Source organism: Desulforhopalus sp. IMCC35007 (assembly GCF_005116575.1).
Taxonomy (GTDB): Bacteria; Desulfobacterota; Desulfobulbia; order Desulfobulbales; family Desulfocapsaceae; genus Desulforhopalus_A.
Window position 1 is genome coordinate 46,921 of the sequence record NZ_SWCN01000010.1, and the last position, 19,818, is coordinate 66,738.

Here is a 19,818-nt window from a genome sequence, read left to right on the forward strand (position 1 = left end):
CTTGATAACAACACGCTACGGGCTTTGCTTCGTGGCGTGTTGTGCTTTATAGAAGTTAGCTCTTTTACTATACTAATATCAGCGTGGTTTTGTGTTTTAGGTGCTTGTATTCTTCTTATTTTTTTGAACAAATCAAAAAAGGATTATTACAATGCTTCCAGACAATGCTTATGATTCTGCTGGTCCAGCCAACAGCTTTAACACCATTCAAGTGCATTTATGTTCACTCGAGGCGGTCAGTAACACCCCCCCGTCGGTCATCTGAGCAGGCAGCTAAAAGTTTACAACCTTATTTAATATAGATAGTTCTATTTTAAGGCAATTTCGAGGGAAAATATGGAAAGAGTAAGAAAGAATTTTGCCAAGGCAGAAAGGATACTTGAGCCACCGCATTTGATATCCATGCAGCGTATCTCCTATGAGAAGTTTCTTCAGATGGATACCGATCCTGATCAGCGTGAAGATTTTGGTTTGCAGGGGATATTGAACAATGTTTTTCCCATAAACGACTTTAATGGTCTTTGTTCACTTGAATTTGTCCGCTACAAATTTGGAGAACCAAAGTACACCATTGCAGAGTGTTTGCAAAGAGGAATGTCATATGAGATTCCCTTAAAAATTGTCGTTCGCCTTATAACTTTCGATGTAGACGCTGATACAGGCGTACAATCCATCCGTGATATTAAGGAGCAGGAAGTTTTTCTTGGCTCTTTACCGCTTATGACCGGTGATGGTGTATTCGTTGTTAATGGTACAGAACGTGTTATCGTCTCTCAGTTGCAACGATCTCCGGGCCTTTTCTACACCCACGATAATGGTAAAAGCCATTCCAGCGGTAAACTGCTGTACTCAGCCCGTATCATTCCTGTTCGTGGCTCTTGGATAGACCTTGAGTTTGATATTAAGGATGTCCTCCATGTCCGTATAGACAGAAGAAGAAAATTTCCGGTTACTACCCTTCTGAAAGCACTTGGTTATAATAGTGAGGAACTTCTTGAAAAGTTTTATCCGATCTCAGTAATTAAGCGAGAAGGCGATGCCTTCCAGATGAGCTTTGATTCAGAACTTATGATCGGGCAACGACTTGAATATGATATCGTCAGCCCTGCTGATGGTGAGGTTTTGGCTAAGCAAGGGAAGAAGATATCAAAAGTACTCTGTAAAAAAATCGAAAGCGTGGGGATAGAGTTCATCAAGATAAGTAAAGATGCTCTCATAGGGTCTATTCTTGCGCGTACTATCGTTAAAGCTGGCAAAGAGGATCCGATCGCTCTCTCTAACACAGAAGTTACAGAGACCGTACTTGAGTCGCTCGCCGAAGAAGGTATCAACGAATTCCAGATTCTTCATATTGATGGCGTTAAATATTCGGATTCCTTCAGTCGTACCCTGGCTCTAGATAAGGCTCGAAACACAGAAGAAGCTCTCATTGAAATATATAGAAGGTTACGGCCTTCGAGCCCTCCCACACCAGAGGTAGCTGAAACATTTTTCAATAATCTGTTTTTCAATATGGATCTCTATGATCTTTCTGAGGTTGGTCGTTATAAAATCAACGCGAAACTCGGGCTTGATATTGATATATCGAACCGTGCTCTAACCAAGGATGATATCATATACTCTGTCAAACATCTGGTGCGTTTAAAGGATAACCAGGGTGGTGTGGATGATATTGATCATCTTGGTAATCGTAGGGTTCGTACTGTAGGTGAACTTGTTGAAAACCAGTACCGCATGGGTTTGGTAAGGATGGAGCGTGCCATTAAGGAGCGAATGACCTTGCAAGACGTCGAGACCCTGATGCCGCACGATCTCGTTAACCCTAAGCCAATATCAGCTGCAATTAAGGAATTTTTTGGTACGAGTCAGCTTTCACAGTTTATGGATCAAACCAACCCGCTCTCCGAGGTGACACACAAGAGGCGTCTGAGTGCTCTTGGACCAGGTGGTTTGAGTCGTGAACGTGCAGGCTTTGAGGTCCGTGATGTTCACCCGACTCACTACGGCAGAATCTGTCCGGTTGAGACCCCAGAGGGCCCGAACATCGGGCTTATCGTCTCTCTTGCGACTTATGCGAGAATTAACCCCTACGGTTTTATTGAAACTCCGTATAGGAAGGTTGAGAACAAAATAGTCCTTGATAAGGTCGATTATCTGAGTGCGCTTCAGGAACAAAAACAATTTATTGCTCCGGCCTTGATTGAGGTAGGTGAAAGCAAGAATATCATTGCAGATAATGTTATCGTTCGTGAAGATGGTGAGGTTATAACAACGACCAGTGACAATATCACCTACATGGACATTGCGCCCAACCAGATGATCAGTGTGGCAGCTTCGCTCGTACCGTTTCTAGAAAACGATGATGCGAACCGTGCTCTTATGGGATCAAACATGCAACGTCAGGCTGTTCCACTGCTGATTACCAGAGCACCTCTTGTCGGAACCGGAATGGAGCGTTATGTGGCTCGGGATTCAGGGGCCTGTCTGTTGAGTGCAGGGGATGGAGTTGTCGAAGAGTCTGATTCCAACCGTGTTGTGGTACGCTACGACAAACCGGGGACCGATGGCTATCAGACCGGTGTGGCGGTATACCGCCTGGAAAAATATAAAAAATCAAATCAGAATACCTGTTTTAATCAGAGGCCTATTGTTCTTCCTGGAACTCGGGTTACCAAGGGTACTGTTCTTGCTGATGGTCCCTCCTGCGAGGCGGGTGAGATTGCTATTGGTAAAAATGTGGTCATAGCATTCATGCCATGGCGTGGTTTTAACTTTGAGGATTCGATTCTCATCAATGAGCGCCTTTTAAAAGAGGACACCTTTACCTCCGTGCACATTGAGGTTTTTGAAACAATGGCCCGGGACACAAAACTTGGTAAAGAAGAAATCACCCGCGATATACCAAACGTCAGTGAAGAGACACTTCGCAATCTTGATGATTCCGGTATTGTCCGTATTGGTGCTGAAATCAAAGCAGGTGACACTCTTGTAGGAAAAGTCACCCCTAAAGGGGAGACAGTTCTCTCACCTGAAGAAAAGTTACTAAGAGCCATTTTTGGTGAAAAAGCTCAGGATGTAAAAGATTCGTCTCTGCGTGTTCCGCCTGGGGTGTCTGGTGTGGTTATTGATGCCAAGGTATTTTCACGTAAGGGTGTAGATAAGGATGAACGTTCTCTTCTCATCGAAGATCTTGAGATCGAAAAGCTTAACCAGGATAAAGTCGACGAAATTCGGAGTTTAAAACGTGGTGTCTGTCGTGAAGTCGGGAAGGTTATAGACGGCAGGACCGCTAAGGCTGATATTGTTGACAAACATGGTGATGTCGTTGTCAAACTTGGCAAGAAGATTGAGCAACATCATGCAGAACTCATAGGTTTCGAACTTTTACGAGAGATTGATTTTTCTGAAAAAGCTAAATACATCGACGATATGGACGAGGTTTTCGAGAGATACGAAAATCAGGCACGTCTTATCAGAGAGCGATACGATGGGATCATCGAGCGTCTTAAGAAAGGTGACGATTTACCCCCTGGTGTTGTTAAGATGGTCAAAGTCTATGTTGCAACGAAGAGGAAGCTCTCTGTGGGCGATAAGATGGCGGGGCGTCATGGAAACAAAGGTGTTGTCTCCCGTCTGCTCCCCGAAGAAGATATGCCGTATTTTGATAATGGCACGACCGTCGACATCGTTCTTAACCCACTCGGTGTTCCTTCAAGGATGAATGTTGGTCAGGTCCTCGAAGTGCATCTTGGCTATGCAGCAAGAAGATTGGGTGAACAACTCGAAACCTTGGCAAAGCAGGAGGCAGTTTCTGAGATTCGGAAAAAAATGCGAGCCATATACAATGAAGTTGAGTTCACCGCTTTAACCGAAAACAAGAGTGACCAGGAAATAATCGACTGGGCCAGGAAACATTTTGAAGGGGTACATATGGCAACTCCGGTGTTTGACGGTGCACCTGAAGAGTCTATTCGCAAGCTTCTCGTTGAAGCTGGAGTAGATGAAGTAGGTCAGGCCAGACTGTACGATGGCCTCACTGGAGAACCTTTTGCAAACAATGTGACGGTTGGAGTTATGTATATGCTTAAGCTGCATCATCTTGTCGATAACAAAATCCATGCGAGATCAACAGGACCATACTCACTTGTAACCCAGCAACCACTTGGAGGAAAGGCTCAATTTGGTGGTCAACGTCTTGGTGAAATGGAGGTATGGGCTATGGAAGCATACGGAGCAGCCTACACCCTCAAAGAATTTCTTACTGCTAAATCAGATGATGTTGAAGGTCGTACCTCTATGTACGAAAGGATTGTAAAAGGAAATAATTTTCTGACTACTGGCCTGCCAGAGTCATTTAACGTTCTTGTCAAAGAGCTGCAGGCGCTTTGTTTGAATATGGAACTTATTGAAGAATAAGTCAGGCTGACGCCATTTATTGATTGATACAGTAGCTTTGTTAAGACAAGATTTTCCTCGGATCTGGATGTTTTCAGATACCGGGGAAATCCTTTAATATAAGGGAGAGGTGATTTCGTGGAAGAGTTATTCAATTTTTTTCAAAAACCGAAAGCTCCAGTTAAGTTTAAAAATGTAAAAATTTCGCTGGCTTCACCTGAAAAGATCATGGATTGGTCCCATGGCGAGGTTAAAAAGCCGGAGACCATTAATTATAGAACTTTCAAACCGGAAAGGGATGGTCTTTTTTGCGCGAAAATATTCGGACCTGTAAAGGACTTCGAATGTAATTGCGGAAAGTATAAGAGAATGAAACACCGCGGTGTTGTTTGTGAGAAGTGTGGTGTTGAAGTTATCCAGTCGAAGGTTCGACGAGAGCGACTTGGTCACATTCGGCTTGCTGCGCCGGTAGCACATATCTGGTTTTTGAAAAGTCTGCCGAGTAAAATTGGTGCTGTTCTTGATATGACTTTGAAGCAGTTGGAGAAGATCCTCTATTTTGAGCAGTATGCCATAGTGGAATCCGAAGTTGAAGCGCTGCCAGTTGGGACCTTGCTCTCTGAGGAAAAATACAGGCTTGCCCGTGACGAGTATCCAGCACAATTCAAGGTGGGTATAGGAGCAGAGGCTATTCGTGAACTATTGGCCTCTCAGAATCTTGTGGAGCTTTCCAAACAGCTTCGAGAAGAAATGCTATCTACCAACTCTGCGACCAAACGCCAAAAACTTGGAAAGCGGTTGTTTGTAATTGAAGCGTTTAGAGATTCTGGTAATAAACCTGAATGGATGATTCTAGAAGTTATCCCTGTATTACCTCCGGATCTTCGTCCTCTCGTACCTCTTGAAGGTGGCCGTTTTGCGACTTCAGATTTGAACGATTTGTACAGACGGGTTATAAACCGTAACAATCGTTTAAAACGCTTACTTGAACTCGATGCCCCGGATATTATCATACGAAACGAAAAACGTATGTTGCAGGAAGCGGTCGATGTTCTTTTTGATAATGGCAGAAGAGGCCGGGTTATCACAGGTGGCAACAAGCGTCCTCTTAAATCACTGTCTGACATGCTCAAAGGTAAGCAGGGACGTTTTCGTCAAAACCTGCTCGGTAAGCGTGTTGATTACTCTGGACGTTCAGTAATTGTGGTAGGACCACATTTACGATTGCATCAGTGCGGTATTCCAAAGAAAATGGCACTCGAACTTTTCAAGCCGTTTATCTATAACAAGCTTGAAAGAAAAGGCTATGTCACCACGATCAAGTCTGCCCGGAAGATGGTCGAAAAAGAGGTAAAAGAAGTCTGGGACGTGCTCGATGAGGTGGTTACCGAGTATCCTGTTATTCTCAACCGTGCACCTACTTTGCATAGACTTGGTATGCAGGCTTTTGAGGCGGTGCTTATAGAAGGTAAGGCTATTCAGCTTCACCCACTGGTTTGTATGGCATTTAACGCCGACTTTGATGGTGACCAGATGGCCGTACACGTGCCGCTTTCCGTCGAAGCTCAGGTGGAAGCACGTGTTCTGATGATGTCCACCAATAACATTCTTTCGCCTGCTAACGGTGAGCCCGTTATTATACCATCCCAGGATATCGTTCTTGGCCTTTACTATATGAGCCGTGAACGTATCAACGTCCCTGGTGAAGGTAAGGTTTTCAGTTCTGTTGATGAAGCTGTAATCGCTTACGACTTTGGCGAGATTGATCTTCAGGCAAAAGTTAAAGTACGGCGTGATGGCGAATTGGTAGATACAACCATGGGGAGAATTCTCCTCGGTGAGCTTGTACCCAAGTCAGTTCCTTTTAGCGAAGTTAACAAGGTTCTGACCAAAAAGGCTCTTGCTAAGCTCATTGATAACTGTTACCGCCATGCAGGTACCAAGGATACGGTAATTCTCGCCGATAGATTGAAAGATATCGGCTATGAATATGCAACCCGGGCAGGTATTTCCATCTGTATCAATGATATGAAGATTCCACTTAACAAAGAAACCTTTGTTGAGAAGGCGGAAAACGACGTCCTTGATGTTGAGCAGCAGTATACGGATGGTCTTATTACTTCCGGTGAGAAGTATAACAAGGTGGTCGATATCTGGTCTAAAGTGACAGATGATGTCGCTAATGCCATGATGGATGAAATCAAAGTTGATTACTTCCGCGATAAAGAGGGTCACGTAGTTGAAGCTCCGAGTTTCAATTCAATTTTTATCATGGCAGATTCAGGTGCCCGTGGTTCCAGGGATCAGATCAGACAGCTTGCTGGTATGCGTGGTTTGATGGCTAAGCCATCTGGAGCAATTATCGAGACACCAATTAAAGCCAATTTCCGTGAGGGCCTTGGTGTTCTAGAATATTTCATTTCCACCCACGGTGCCCGTAAAGGTCTTGCCGATACAGCTCTTAAAACTGCAAACTCCGGTTATCTGACAAGAAGACTGGTTGATGTCGCTCAGGAGTCGACTATCGTAGAAGCAGACTGTATGACTCTTGATGGCATAATTGCCGAACCGCTTATGGACGGTGGTGAAATTATAGTACCACTTGGAGATCGTATCTTAGGCCGAGTGGCCCTTGAGGATGTTGTTGACCCTTTTAATGATAACATTCTTGTAGAGGCGGGACGGGAAATCACTGAAGAGATTGTAGAAGCTATTTACGCTTCCGGTGTTGACAGGGTGCCTATTCGTTCGGTGTTGAGTTGCAGGTCTAAACGAGGTGTCTGTGCTGCCTGTTATGGCCGTGATCTTGGCCGGGGGCATATGGTAAACAGGGGGGAGGCTATTGGAGTTATAGCAGCACAATCCATTGGTGAACCCGGTACTCAGCTTACCATGCGTACCTTCCACGTTGGTGGTACGGCGAGTAGATCGGTTGAGCAGGCGGAACTGAAAACCAATATCGGTGGTACTATCGCCTTTAGTAATTTACATTCGGTTACCAATTCTGAAGGTACTCAGATTGTCATGAATAGAAGTGCCATGATCTCGGTCAAAGACGAACTTGGTCGCGAGCGTGAACGTTTTAAGGTGAATTATGGCGCGCAGATTCTCGTTAAAGACGGTGCTGTTGTTGAAAGAGACACCATTCTCGCAGACTGGGATGCCTACACGATACCTATTGTCGCAGAGGTTGGAGGTATCATCAAATATGGTGACATCATCGAGGGTACCACTATGCAGGAGAAGGTGGATCCTGTAACAGGGCGTTCATCACTGGTAATTGTCCAGACCGCAGCTGGTGCTCAGTTGAATCCACGAATCACTGTTAAAAATGACAAAGGCAAGACGGTGAAGTTGCCTGGAAGTAATGATGCTTACGCCCGTTACAGTCTTCCAGGTGGGTCAATTATCTCAGTAATGGAAGGTGATGAAATTCAGCCCGGAACTATCGTTGGTAAGATTCCTCGTGAAACGTCTAAAACCAAAGATATTACCGGTGGTCTGCCAAGGGTTGCCGAACTCTTTGAAGTTCGTAAACCGAAGGATCCTGCAATAATTTCTAAAATTGACGGAAAAGTAAGTTTTGGTAAAGAACTCAAAGGAAAGCGTCGGGTTATTGTAACACCGGAATATGGAGAGTCGCAGGAATATCTTGTTCCTAAAGCTAAACATATCATTGTGCATGAAGGTGATTTCGTCCAGGCCGGTGAGGCTCTTATGGAAGGAACGGTCGTGCCGAACGATATTCTCTCCGTTCTTGGGGTTAAAGAACTTGCCAAATTCCTGGTTAATGAGATTCAGGAAGTATATCGGCTTCAGGGTGTTAAAATTAATGATAAACACATCGAAGTTATCGTTCGACAGATGCTCAAACGTGTCATGATTACCGCTTCTGGAGACTCCAGATTCATGATCGGTGAGCAGGTTGAATGGTGGAAGTTTGAAGAAGAGAGAGACAAGCTGATGGCGGAAGGTAAAACTCCGGCTGTTGCAGAACCCCTGTTGCTTGGGGTGACCAAAGCATCACTTTCAACAGAAAGTTTTATTTCTGCAGCTTCGTTCCAGGAAACAACAAAGGTATTAACCAATGCCGCTGTTGCTGGAAAAATTGATGAACTTGCTGGATTGAAAGAAAATGTTATCATGGGTCGACTGATTTCAGCAGGTACAGGTTTGGCTGCTGAACAATAGAAGAGGAAGTGATAGGGGTGTTTTTTGCTTGACAGCCTTGTTCAGGTGATGTAATATCCCTCACTTTCGTGTTTAATTTAAGTGTTCACGTCATGTAAAATAAGGCGGAGAACTTCTATAACGGTATGTAAACAGGAGCAGTTAACGTAATGCCAACAATTAACCAACTCGTAAGAAAGGGGCGTAAAAAGTCTGTCAAGAAGACAAATACCCCTGCCCTGAAGGGATCGCCTCAGAAAAGAGGTGTCTGTGTAAGAGTCTATACTACTACTCCTAAGAAGCCTAACTCAGCGCTCAGGAAAGTAGCGAGAGTGCGACTGACCAATGGAATTGAAGTTACTTCATATATCCCAGGTATCGGTCATAATCTCCAGGAACACTCTGTTGTTATGATAAGGGGTGGTAGGGTTAAGGATTTACCAGGTGTGCGATATCATATCATTCGTGGTACGCTTGATACGTTAGGTGTCTCTGATCGCCGTCAGGGTCGTTCAAAATATGGTGCGAAGAAACCATCTTGATTGGTTCTCTGTCGATAAGAGGTAGATAAATGTCACGAAGAAGAGCAATAAATAAGCGTCCAATTGAAGCAGATGCACGTTTTAATAGCGTCCTGGTTTCTAAGTTTACTAATGGTTTGATGGAGCGCGGTAAAAAAAGTCTCGCTCAAAGAATATTTTACGATGCTATGGATATCGTTGAAGAAAAAGTTAAGGATGAAGACCCCTTAACTATCTTTGAGGAAGCGATGGAAAAAGTCCGTCCACGTGTAGAGGTAAAATCAAGACGTGTCGGTGGTGCTACCTATCAGGTTCCAATGGAGGTGCGTCAGTCGAGAAGAAACGCATTGGCTATTCGTTGGATTATAAGTTTTGCCAGATCTCGTTCTGGTAAGTCTATGTCTGAGAAGTTGGCTGCTGAGATGATGGATGCCTACAATAACCGTGGTGCAGCAGTTAAGAAGAGAGACGATACCCACCGTATGGCTGAGGCGAATAAAGCTTTCGCTCACTATCGCTGGTAGATAAAGTGGCCCTGAGGGCCGCTGATAGCAAATATTAGGGCTCGCAAAACTTAGATTCAAAACGAATAGAACGTTATGGCAGCCCTAAAAGATTTGTGTGATGTACGCAATATTGGGATAATGGCCCATATTGATGCTGGTAAGACGACAACGACAGAAAGAATTCTTTACTATACTGGGCGTTCGTACAAGTTGGGAGAGGTTCATGATGGCACTGCGGTCATGGACTGGATGGAGCAGGAGCAGGAGCGGGGAATTACAATTACCTCGGCTGCCACGACCTGTGAATGGAAAAACAAGAAAATTAACATCATTGATACTCCTGGTCATGTCGATTTCACTATTGAAGTCGAGAGATCACTGAGGGTTCTTGATGGGGCGATAGCAGTTTTTTGCGCTGTCGGCGGAGTTGAACCGCAATCGGAGACCGTCTGGAGGCAAGCTGATAAGTACAGCATTCCTCGTGTTGCTTTTGTCAATAAGATGGATCGTATTGGCGCCAACTTTGAACGTTGTGTGTCAATGATTGGAAAAAGGCTTGGGGCAAACCCCGTGCCTATTCAGATACCCGCCGGGGCAGAGTCCGATTTTGAAGGTGTTATCGATCTCATTGAAGAAAGAATGCTTGTTTTCGACGAGCAATCTATGGGGCAGGAAGTAACAGAACGAGAAGTCCCCGCCATATATAAAGAGAAATTCACGGCCGCACGTATGGTGCTCCTCGAGAAGTTGGCCGACTTCGATGAGGACATCATGGAAAAATTTTTAGATGATACGTCAGTATCTGCGCCTGATATATATAAAGCTCTTAGGAAAGCCACGCTGGCGCTTGAGATAGTGCCGGTGCTTTGCGGGAGTGCTTTCAAGAATAAAGGTGTGCAGCCTTTGCTTGATAGCGTCGTAAACTTTTTGCCGTCTCCTCTGGATGTAAAACACATTGAAGGTGAGGGACCGGATGGCGAACTTGTTGCGAGAAAGACCGATCCTAAAGAAAAACTGGCTGCGCTGGTTTTTAAATTGATGAGCGATTCTTTTGTAGAGAACCTCGCTTTTGTAAGGGTCTATTCCGGAACAGTTTCGGTTGGTGATAAGGTATATAATCCTGTTAAAAAGAAACAGGAAAAAATATCTAAGATCATGCGTCTTCATGCCAATAAGCGTGAAGAAGTTCAAGAGATCTCTGCAGGTGATATTGCAGCTCTTGTTGGTCTGAAATTCACGACCACAGGTGACACGCTCTGTGAAAAGGGTGACTTTATCATCCTGGAGAGCATGGAGTTCCCTGAGCCTGTAATAGGAGTTGCGATAGAGCCAAAAAGCAAGGCTGAAGAAAAGAAACTTGAAGAGACTCTTGCCAAAATTGCTCTTGAAGATCCTTCGTTTACGGTAACAACCGACGGTGATACGGGGCAGAAAATAATTTCAGGGATGGGAGAATTGCATCTCGAAATTATTGTTGACCGATTGCTCAATGAGTTCAAAGTTGCTGCAAATGTTGGCAAGCCTCAGGTGGCGTATAAAGAGACAATTGCTTCGGTGCAAAAAGCAGAAGGTAAGTTTGATCAGCTCACAGGCGCAAAAGGTCAGTACGGCCATGTTATTATTGAAATTGAACCACTTGAAAGAGGAGAAGGTGTCCAGTTTGTCTCTAAAATTGATGACACCCTTATACCTCAACAGTTTATAAGTTCAATTGAGAAAGGAATTATTGATTCCCTGGATTCCGGTCCTCTAATAGGGTACCCGCTCACTGATATTAAAGTCAGTCTGATTGGTGGTTCTTGTCATGAGGAGGAGTCGACGGAGATGGCTTTCGGTATTGCAGGAGCAATGGCTATAAGGAGAGCATCAGTAGAAGCTGATCCAAAGCTGTTAGAGCCTGTTATGGACCTTGAAGTAACAACTCCAGAAGAATACATTGGCGATGTTATTGCTGATGTAAACGGAAAGAGAGGTAGAATTGTTGGGGTTAATGCGGAGGGCGGTTTACAGACCCTTAAGGCCCATGTCCCTCTTGCTGAAATGTTTGGGTATTCAACCTCATTACGGTCAGCAACTCAGGGCAGAGCAAATTTTACCATGCAATTTTTAGAATACGATGTGGTACCTGCTCAAAAGGCAGAGAAAATTATTAAAAAAATCAGAGGGATTTAAGTCCAAGCATATTGAGGAAGCACTATGTCAAAGGAAAAATTTAATAGGACTAAACCGCATGTCAATGTCGGTACTGTAGGACATATCGATCATGGTAAAACCACGCTGACCGCTGCGATTACACGTGTATTGTCCACCAAGGGTCAGGCAAAATTTACTGATTTCAGTGATATTGACAAGGCGCCTGAAGAAAAAGAGCGCGGAATTACTATCGCCACCGCTCACGTTGAGTATGAGACCGTGAAACGTCATTATGCTCACGTTGACTGCCCTGGCCATGCAGATTATATCAAAAACATGATTACTGGTGCTGCCCAGATGGATGGTGCAATACTTGTTGTTGCTGCAACCGACGGTGCTATGCCTCAGACCCGTGAGCATATCCTTCTTGCTCGCCAGGTAGGTGTTCCTGCTATCGTTGTCTTCCTGAACAAGTGTGACATGGTAGATGATGAAGAGCTAATCGAACTCGTTGAGATGGAACTCCGTGAGCTTCTTGATAAGTATGAATTCCCAGGAGACGATATTCCTTTCATTCAAGGATCAGCGCTTCTTGCACTTGAGAATCCTGAAGATGAAGTGAAAGCTAAGTGTGTATGGGATCTCATGGATGCCATCGATTCTTATATCCCAGAGCCTGAGCGCGATGTTAATAAGCCTTTTCTTATGCCTGTTGAGGACGTTTTCTCTATCTCAGGTCGTGGAACTGTAGCAACCGGTCGTATTGAGCGCGGTGTTGTGCACGTGGGTGACGAGATTGAGATCGTAGGAATTAAGAACACCATGAAAACTACCTGTACCGGTGTTGAGATGTTCCGTAAACTTCTCGATGAGGGCCAGGCTGGAGATAATATTGGTGCATTGCTTCGTGGTGTTAAGCGTGAAGAGATTGAGCGCGGTCAGGTCCTTGCTGCACCTAAATCAATTACCCCTCACACAAAGTTCAAGGCGGAGTGCTATATTTTAGGAAAAGATGAGGGTGGACGTCATACTCCATTCTTCAATGGTTATCGTCCACAGTTCTACTTTAGAACAACGGATGTGACTGGAGTTGTGACTCTTGCAGACGGTGTTGAAATGGTAATGCCTGGTGATAACATAGCCGCTGAGGTTGAGCTGATCACCCCTATTGCCATGGATGTCGGGCTTCGTTTTGCAATCCGTGAAGGTGGGCGTACAGTTGGTGCCGGAGTTATCAGTGAAATTATTGCTTAAAGGTGTGGAATGATACCTACAGAAAAGATTCGTATTCGCTTAAAAGCATACGACCACAAGTTACTCGATCAATCAACAACTGAGATCGTTGAAACTGCACGAAGAACTGGATCTGCGGTTGCTGGGCCAATTCCCCTGCCAACGACCATAAATAAATTTTGTGTTCTCCGTTCTCCTCACGTAGATAAAAAATCACGTGAACAATTTGAAATGAGAACCCATCGACGTCTCCTTGACATTCTTGAGCCAACTCAGCAAACCATCGACTTGCTGATGAAGTTAGAGTTGTCTGCGGGTGTTGATGTCGAAATTAAGTTGCCATAAGTAGGCACTACCTAAAAGTTAATTGAAGCATCGGGTAATAACATGCCAAAAACAATCGGTATATTAGGGAAAAAAATCGGAATGACTCGCGTGTATGGCGAGGTAGGTCAATCCATCCCGGTTACAGTTATAGAGGCTGGTCCATGCAAGGTTCTTCAGGTCAAAACCCCTGAGGTAGATGGTTACAGTGCAATACAGGTTGGTTTTTCTGACAAAAAGGCTTCACGTATCAACAAGCCAGAAGCAGGCCATTTCAAAAAATCTGATTCCGACGGATATTATTTCCTTCGCGAATTCAGGGTTGAAGATGCATCTGCTTACACCGTTGGTCAATCCATTCCTGTTGATGAAATTATGAAGGTTGGAGATAAGGTAGACGTTCAGGGAACAAGTAAAGGACGTGGCTTCCAGGGTGTTATCAAACGTCACGGCTTTGGTGGTGGCGGCTCAGGTCATGGCTCCATGTTCCACAGGGCACCTGGTTCAATTGGATGTTCAGCCTACCCGGGAAGAGTTGTAAAGGGTAAAAAGATGCCTGGTCGTATGGGTAACGATACCGTCCTCAGAAAGAATGTTGTTGTCATTGACATTCGGCCTGAAGAGAATGTCGTTCTCTTGAAAGGCCCACTGCCTGGAGCAAAAAACGGCCTGTTGAAGATTTTCAGGAAATAACAGATTTTCGATCATAACAGGTTCGAGGAGAAAAATATGTCTACTGTAAATGTTGTTAACACAAAGAACGAGAGTGTTGGCGAGATAGAACTCAATGATGAAGTATTCAACCGAGAGGTTAAGGAATACGTGCTTCATGAGGTTGTTCGGATGCAAAGAGCAGCCCGTCGTAGTGGAAATGCCTGTACCAAGACCCGAGTAGAAGTAAGTGGCGGCGGTCGCAAACCCTGGAAACAGAAGGGAACCGGTCGAGCTCGTGCAGGTTCTAGAACTTCTCCAGTATGGCGTGGAGGTGGTGTTGCTTTTGGTCCTAAACCACGTGATTACAGTTTTAAGGTCAACCGCAAGGTGAGACAGCAGGCTGTCGCCATGGCGCTGAGCGCAAGGTTTCAAGAGGGCAACCTCATTGTTATGGATGATTTTTCATTAGAAACTATAAAAACGAAAGATTTTGTTGGCGTAATGGGCGTTTTAGATGTACAAAACGGGCTCATCATTACAAACGATGCCAGCGAAAATCTTACGAAATCAAGCCGTAACGTGAATGGATATAAAGTATTGTCTTCTGAAGGTCTTAATGTTTATGACATTTTGCTCCACAAGAAGGTCATACTGGTTCAACCGGTAATTGAAAGCCTTGAAAAGAGGTTAATGGCATGAAAAATATCTATAGCGTATTACAGGGGCCTTGTCTGACTGAAAAGGCTGCATTGTTACAGGAAGTAGGTGGAAAAGTCGTTTTCAAGGTGAATCCCAAGGCGAATAAGATTGAAGTTAAGAAAGCGGTTGAGCTCATGTTTGACGTCAAAGTCAAAGATGTGAAAACTGTTTCGATGCGGGGGAAAAAGAAAAGGGTTGGAAAGACGGTCGGCTTTACCAGTGATTGGAAAAAGGCCTATGTTACCTTGTCTGAAGGAACCATCAACTTTGCCGATGAGCTTTAATTTAAAACGATAAATTAAAAGTATAAACCTTCTACATTGTACGAATCTATCTAATCATTAATGATGGAGCGATTGGGAAATCATGGCTATTAAAGTATACAAACCAACATCAGCTGGAAAGCGACAGCACGTTTCTACCAAGAATCCTGAACTGTCAAATAACCGCCCGGAGAAAAGCCTCGTGTGTAGTCTCACGAAGACCGGCGGTAGGAATAATTATGGCCGGATCACATCCCGTCATATCGGAGGCGGCCACAAACGCAAATATCGAATTATTGATTTCAAACGTAATAAAATTGATATTGATGCAAAAGTTGTGGCAATTGAATATGATCCTAACCGTTCAGCAAATATTGCATTGCTCAGTTACAAAGACGGAGAAAAGAGGTATATACTCTCACCTGATGGAATTTCAGTAGGTGATACCGTCGTTGCAGGTGACAATGTTGATATTCAGCCAGGTAACTGTCTACCACTTGCGAACATTCCCCTTGGTACAATCATTCATAACATTGAGATGAAGATTGGCAAAGGTGCTCAAATGGTCCGTAGTGCTGGAACCAGTGCACAGCTTATGGCCAAGGAGGGTGGGTATGTACTTGTACGTCTGCCATCCGGTGAGGTTCGTAAGTTCAACAACACCTGTCGTGCCTGTGTCGGTCAGGTCGGTAACCGGGAGCACGAAAGTCAGAAACTCGGAAAGGCGGGACGTAACCGCTGGAAGGGTATTCGACCACATGTTCGTGGAGTTGCAATGAATCCTGTTGATCACCCAATGGGCGGTGGTGAAGGAAAGAGTTCAGGTGGTCGACATCCTTGTAGTCCATGGGGACAACCATCCAAGGGATTCAAGACCAGGACAAAGAAGGCTTCTGACAAAATGATTGTCAAGAAGAGATCATAAGGTAAAAGGGGTTAAGTATGTCACGCTCAATTAAAAAGGGTCCTTTCATTGATGATCATCTTCAACGCAAAGTTGAAAACGCTGTTGAAAGTGGTTCAAGAAAAGTCATAAAAACCTGGTCGAGACGTTCTGATATCAGTCCTGACATGGTTGGACTCACATTTGCTGTACATAATGGGAAAAAATTTATTCCTGTATTTGTCACTGAAAACATGGTGGGTCACAAACTTGGTGAGTTTTCACCAACCAGAACCTATTATGGCCATTCAGCTGATAAGAAGGGTAAGAGATAATAAGAGACCGCTACTGGTTTCGGGTACGACTCATCAGGAGTAAAGACTATGGAAGCAAAAGCCGTAGGAAAATATATTAGAATTTCACCACAGAAAGCTCGACTTGTAGCCGACGTGGTGCGGGGAATGGGAGTTGATCAAGCTATCACTACTCTTAGATTTATGCCTAAAAAAGGGGCTGCTATTCTTCAAAAAGTTATCGAATCAGCAGTTGCGAATGCCACGCAGGACGAAGCAACTGACGTCGATAAACTTTATGTAAAAACTATCTTCATAGATGGTGGACCTTCCCTCAAACGGATTCGTCCAAGAGCACAGGGCAGAGCTACAGGGATTATTAAAAGATCAAGCCATATTACTGTAGTTTTGGATGAGAATTAGTCGGTTTTCCTATAGGGGAAAATGGGACTTATTATTACTTAATTGAACAATGGATTTGTTGGAGGACTGTTTTGGGGCAGAAGATTAATCCACACGGACTGAGACTGAATATTACCCGGACTTGGGATTCAATCTGGTATGCTGATAAAGAATATTCCACATATTTGATTGAAGACCAGAAATTGAAAAAGTTTCTCAAAAAGCGCCTACAGCATGCCGGCCTTTCAAAGGTTAAAATCGAGCGCACTGGAGAGCAGGTTCGTATCAAGCTTTTCACTGCTCGTCCCGGAATTGTTATCGGTAAAAAAGGCGCTGAAATTGAGATTCTCAAACTAGAACTCGAAAAGCTCATATCTAGAAAGATTACTCTGGATATCCAAGAAGTGCGCAGACCTGAAGCGGATGCTCAGCTTGTTGCAGAAAACATTGCTCAGCAGCTCATCAGAAGAGTCGCTTTTCGTAGAGCAATGAAAAAAGCTGTAAGCTCAGCTTTACGATTTGGTGTACAGGGAATTAAAATTTCCTGCTCCGGTCGTTTAGGTGGTGCTGAGATGTCTCGATGTGAATGGGTGAGAGAAGGAAGAGTTCCTCTTCACACTCTTCGTGCAGACGTTGATTACGCCCTAGCCGAAGCCAATACTACTTATGGCATCATTGGTGTAAAGGTATGGATATTTAATGGTGAAGTACTGAGTGAGAACGATGCAGTAACTGCGCAATAACAGTTTTGCAAGAAAGTTCCATTATATATTTGGAGTAAATGATGTTAAGTCCTAAAAAGGTTAAACATAGAAAAGTATTTAAAGCGAGAATGAAGGGTGAGGCGCATCGTGGCTCTTCTATCGCTTTTGGTGACTATGCACTAAAAGCAACCTGTTGCGGTTATATGAGTAATCAGCAAATCGAAGCTGCTCGTATCACCATTAACAGGACAATGAAGCGTGGTGGAAAAGTCTGGATTCGTGTTTTTCCGGATAAGCCACTTACCGCAAAACCTGCTGAAACCCGTATGGGTAAAGGTAAAGGTGCTCCAGATTCATGGGTTGCGGTTATTAGGCCTGGTGCGATTTTATACGAAATCACTGGTGTTAGTGAGGAAATTGCATTAAAAGCACTCAGACTTGCTGGTAATAAGTTACCATTTTCTACCAAAGTAATAACAAAAAGGAATACGTTATGAAAACGGAAGAAATCCGTAAAGCGTCTGCTGAAGAGCTCGAGAAAAAATTAAAGGATCTTCGCGAAGAATTGGGCAACCTCAATTTTCAGCACAAGATTCGTCCACTTGAAGACTCTTCTAGACTTAAGAAAATTAGAAAAGACATTGCTAGAATCGAGACCATAAAAAAACAAGCTAGTAACTAAACATGGTTTGAAAATTTATTTTTGGTATGGCCAGGTTCTAAAAAACATCACTATTTGACTAAATTATGAGTGAAATAACAAAAGCTAGAAAGACAAGAACCGGTTCTGTTGTAAGCAACAGAATGGAGAAGAGTGTTGTCGTTCGGGTAGAGCGCAAGGTTCGCCATAAACTCTATGGCAAATTCATGAAAACCTGTGTCAAGTACTTGGCAGACGATCCTGAGAACCGTTGCAACATTGGCGACACTGTTGAAATTGAAGAGTGTCGTCCACTGAGTAAGAGAAAAAGGTGGCGGGTTAAAAATATCCTGGAACAGGCAGTTTAATGGTCTTCACTGATCACAATTAAGTGTCGTTTCAGATGAGATTTCAGGTGATATTATGATACAGACAGAAACAGTTTTGAATGTTGCTGATAATTCCGGAGCCAAGAAAGTTCTTTGTATTCGGGTTCTTGGTGGAACAGGGAAACGTTATGCAACAATTGGCGACGTTATCGTTGTTACAGTTAAAGAAGCTATTCCCAATGCTAAAGTAAAAAAAGGCGATGTCATGAAAGCCGTTATCGTACGTACAGCCAAAGAAATGCGGCGTATGGACGAGACATGGGTTAAATTTGATGACAATGCAGCAGTTATGCTTGCAGCAAACGGTGAGCCTGTTGGAACCCGTATTTTTGGGCCGGTAGCAAGAGAATTAAGAAACCAAGGTTTCATGAAAATTATATCATTGGCCCCTGAAGCACTGTAAAGAAAAGTACTGTTTACGGGCAATAGATACATTGATTGAATAAAGGTATAACAATGAGACAAGGTAAAACATACCTGAGAAAAAATGATCAGGTTGAAGTAATTGCCGGAAAAGATAAGGGCAGGGTTGGTAAAGTACTACGTGTCATTAAAGATAAAGACAAGGTAGTTGTTGAGCGCATTAATATGATTAAGCGCCACACCAAGCCACAGGAGATGAACCAGCAGGGGCAGATCGTAGAAAAAGAAGCTCCTATTCATGTTTCCAATCTTCTGCTCATTTGTCCCGAGTGCACCAAGACCGGTCGCATAGGAAAGAAGATCCTCGATGATGGCACCAAAGTACGGTATTGCAAGAGCTGTGGCGAATCCATCGAGTCTAAATCATAGATTATCAAATACGATACGCTAGGAGTCATCATGGGTGCGCTTAAAGATATTTACAACAACGAGTGTGTACCAGCACTCAAAGAGGAATTTGGTTATACAAATGCTATGCAGATTCCTCAGATTAAAAAAATTGTTCTTAATATGGGACTTGGAGAAGCAGTTACCAATCCAAAAATAGTTGAGGGTGCCGCAGAGGAACTCACAAGGATTTCTGGACAGAAAGCTGTTATTACCAAGGCCAAAAAATCCATTGCTACTTTTAAACTTCGTGAAGGAATGCCAATCGGTTGTTGCGTTACTCTTCGCGGAGATAAGATGTTTGATTTTTTAAGTAAGCTTATAAATATAGCTCTTCCACGGGTACGTGATTTTCGTGGCGTCTCACCAAAAGGTTTTGATGGACGTGGGAACTATTCAATGGGTGTTCAGGAGCAAATTATTTTTCCTGAGATTGATTACGATAAAATTGACAAAATCAAAGGTTTAAATATTACGATAGTGACCTCAGCAAACACCAATGAAGAGGGACTTTCTCTTCTGAAGATGCTTGGGATGCCATTTAAGAAGTAAGCCTTATTATAAAAGTTTATTTAAATAGAGAGAATTTGGAGGTCGGTTTGGCTAAAAAATCCATTATTGCAAAATCACAACGCAAGCCAAAATTTGGTGTACGTAAATATAATAGGTGTCCGCTTTGTGGTCGCCCAAGAAGTTTCATCAGAAAATTTGGTATTTGTAGAATCTGCTTTCGTAAACTGGCGTCAAGCGGAGAAATTACCGGTGTAACCAAGTCGAGCTGGTAATATTAACCTTCATC

At 43.7% G+C, this 19,818-nt stretch carries 21 protein-coding genes; all 21 read left to right on the forward strand.

Annotated elements, in window-relative coordinates; translation table 11 throughout:
• Nucleotides 1-336 precede the first annotated feature (336 nt).
• Entirely contained in the window at nucleotides 337-4,416 is a 4,080-nt protein-coding gene (gene rpoB / locus FCL48_RS12080; protein WP_136872540.1) for a DNA-directed RNA polymerase subunit beta, read from the forward strand.
• A 117-nt stretch (nucleotides 4,417-4,533) separates the two neighbouring features.
• Nucleotides 4,534-8,586 (forward strand): DNA-directed RNA polymerase subunit beta', encoded by a 4,053-nt coding sequence (rpoC, locus tag FCL48_RS12085; protein ID WP_136872541.1) that lies wholly within the window; start codon nucleotides 4,534-4,536, stop codon nucleotides 8,584-8,586.
• A gap of 149 nt (nucleotides 8,587-8,735) precedes the next feature.
• A complete protein-coding gene (rpsL, locus tag FCL48_RS12090; RefSeq protein WP_136872542.1) occupies nucleotides 8,736-9,107 on the forward strand; it encodes a 30S ribosomal protein S12 in 372 nt (123 codons plus the stop codon).
• Between the two features lie 29 nt (nucleotides 9,108-9,136).
• Nucleotides 9,137-9,610, forward strand: coding sequence for a 30S ribosomal protein S7 (gene rpsG, locus FCL48_RS12095; protein WP_136872543.1), 474 nt, complete (start codon nucleotides 9,137-9,139; stop codon nucleotides 9,608-9,610).
• A 75-nt stretch (nucleotides 9,611-9,685) separates the two neighbouring features.
• A complete protein-coding gene (gene fusA, locus FCL48_RS12100; protein WP_136872544.1) occupies nucleotides 9,686-11,764 on the forward strand; it encodes an elongation factor G in 2,079 nt (692 codons plus the stop codon).
• Between the two features lie 24 nt (nucleotides 11,765-11,788).
• Nucleotides 11,789-12,979: an elongation factor Tu gene (gene tuf / locus FCL48_RS12105; RefSeq protein WP_136872545.1), complete on the forward strand. Its 1,191-nt coding sequence runs from the start codon at nucleotides 11,789-11,791 to the stop codon at nucleotides 12,977-12,979.
• Between the two features lie 12 nt (nucleotides 12,980-12,991).
• A complete protein-coding gene (rpsJ, locus tag FCL48_RS12110; protein WP_205747709.1) occupies nucleotides 12,992-13,303 on the forward strand; it encodes a 30S ribosomal protein S10 in 312 nt (103 codons plus the stop codon).
• A gap of 42 nt (nucleotides 13,304-13,345) precedes the next feature.
• On the forward strand, nucleotides 13,346-13,975 hold the full coding sequence (gene rplC / locus FCL48_RS12115; RefSeq protein WP_136872547.1) for a 50S ribosomal protein L3: 630 nt from the start codon (nucleotides 13,346-13,348) through the stop codon (nucleotides 13,973-13,975).
• 36 nt (nucleotides 13,976-14,011) lie between these two features.
• Nucleotides 14,012-14,635, forward strand: coding sequence for a 50S ribosomal protein L4 (gene rplD / locus FCL48_RS12120; protein WP_136872548.1), 624 nt, complete (start codon nucleotides 14,012-14,014; stop codon nucleotides 14,633-14,635).
• Complete coding sequence (gene rplW, locus FCL48_RS12125; RefSeq protein ID WP_136872549.1) at nucleotides 14,632-14,919, forward strand: 50S ribosomal protein L23; 288 nt, start codon at nucleotides 14,632-14,634, stop codon at nucleotides 14,917-14,919. The genes rplD and rplW overlap by 4 nt, the downstream gene beginning before the upstream one ends.
• Before the next feature lie 82 nt (nucleotides 14,920-15,001).
• Nucleotides 15,002-15,823, forward strand: a complete 822-nt coding sequence (rplB, locus tag FCL48_RS12130) for a 50S ribosomal protein L2 (RefSeq protein WP_136872550.1) — start codon at nucleotides 15,002-15,004, stop codon at nucleotides 15,821-15,823.
• A 17-nt stretch (nucleotides 15,824-15,840) separates the two neighbouring features.
• Entirely contained in the window at nucleotides 15,841-16,116 is a 276-nt protein-coding gene (gene rpsS / locus FCL48_RS12135) for a 30S ribosomal protein S19 (protein ID WP_136872551.1), read from the forward strand.
• A 48-nt stretch (nucleotides 16,117-16,164) separates the two neighbouring features.
• Entirely contained in the window at nucleotides 16,165-16,497 is a 333-nt protein-coding gene (rplV, locus tag FCL48_RS12140) for a 50S ribosomal protein L22 (protein ID WP_136872552.1), read from the forward strand.
• Nucleotides 16,498-16,568: 71 nt separating this feature from the next.
• Nucleotides 16,569-17,219, forward strand: a complete 651-nt coding sequence (gene rpsC / locus FCL48_RS12145) for a 30S ribosomal protein S3 (RefSeq protein ID WP_136872553.1) — start codon at nucleotides 16,569-16,571, stop codon at nucleotides 17,217-17,219.
• 41 nt (nucleotides 17,220-17,260) lie between these two features.
• Nucleotides 17,261-17,677 (forward strand): 50S ribosomal protein L16, encoded by a 417-nt coding sequence (gene rplP, locus FCL48_RS12150; protein WP_136872659.1) that lies wholly within the window; start codon nucleotides 17,261-17,263, stop codon nucleotides 17,675-17,677.
• A complete protein-coding gene (rpmC, locus tag FCL48_RS12155; RefSeq protein ID WP_136872554.1) occupies nucleotides 17,674-17,862 on the forward strand; it encodes a 50S ribosomal protein L29 in 189 nt (62 codons plus the stop codon). The genes rplP and rpmC overlap by 4 nt, the downstream gene beginning before the upstream one ends.
• Before the next feature lie 65 nt (nucleotides 17,863-17,927).
• Nucleotides 17,928-18,188: a 30S ribosomal protein S17 gene (gene rpsQ, locus FCL48_RS12160; RefSeq protein ID WP_136872555.1), complete on the forward strand. Its 261-nt coding sequence runs from the start codon at nucleotides 17,928-17,930 to the stop codon at nucleotides 18,186-18,188.
• A gap of 55 nt (nucleotides 18,189-18,243) precedes the next feature.
• Complete coding sequence (gene rplN / locus FCL48_RS12165) at nucleotides 18,244-18,612, forward strand: 50S ribosomal protein L14 (protein ID WP_136872556.1); 369 nt, start codon at nucleotides 18,244-18,246, stop codon at nucleotides 18,610-18,612.
• Between the two features lie 53 nt (nucleotides 18,613-18,665).
• Entirely contained in the window at nucleotides 18,666-19,001 is a 336-nt protein-coding gene (gene rplX / locus FCL48_RS12170) for a 50S ribosomal protein L24 (RefSeq protein WP_136872557.1), read from the forward strand.
• A 30-nt stretch (nucleotides 19,002-19,031) separates the two neighbouring features.
• Complete coding sequence (gene rplE / locus FCL48_RS12175; protein ID WP_136872558.1) at nucleotides 19,032-19,571, forward strand: 50S ribosomal protein L5; 540 nt, start codon at nucleotides 19,032-19,034, stop codon at nucleotides 19,569-19,571.
• A 47-nt stretch (nucleotides 19,572-19,618) separates the two neighbouring features.
• Nucleotides 19,619-19,804, forward strand: a complete 186-nt coding sequence (locus FCL48_RS12180) for a type Z 30S ribosomal protein S14 (RefSeq protein ID WP_136872559.1) — start codon at nucleotides 19,619-19,621, stop codon at nucleotides 19,802-19,804.
• Nucleotides 19,805-19,818 lie beyond the last annotated feature (14 nt).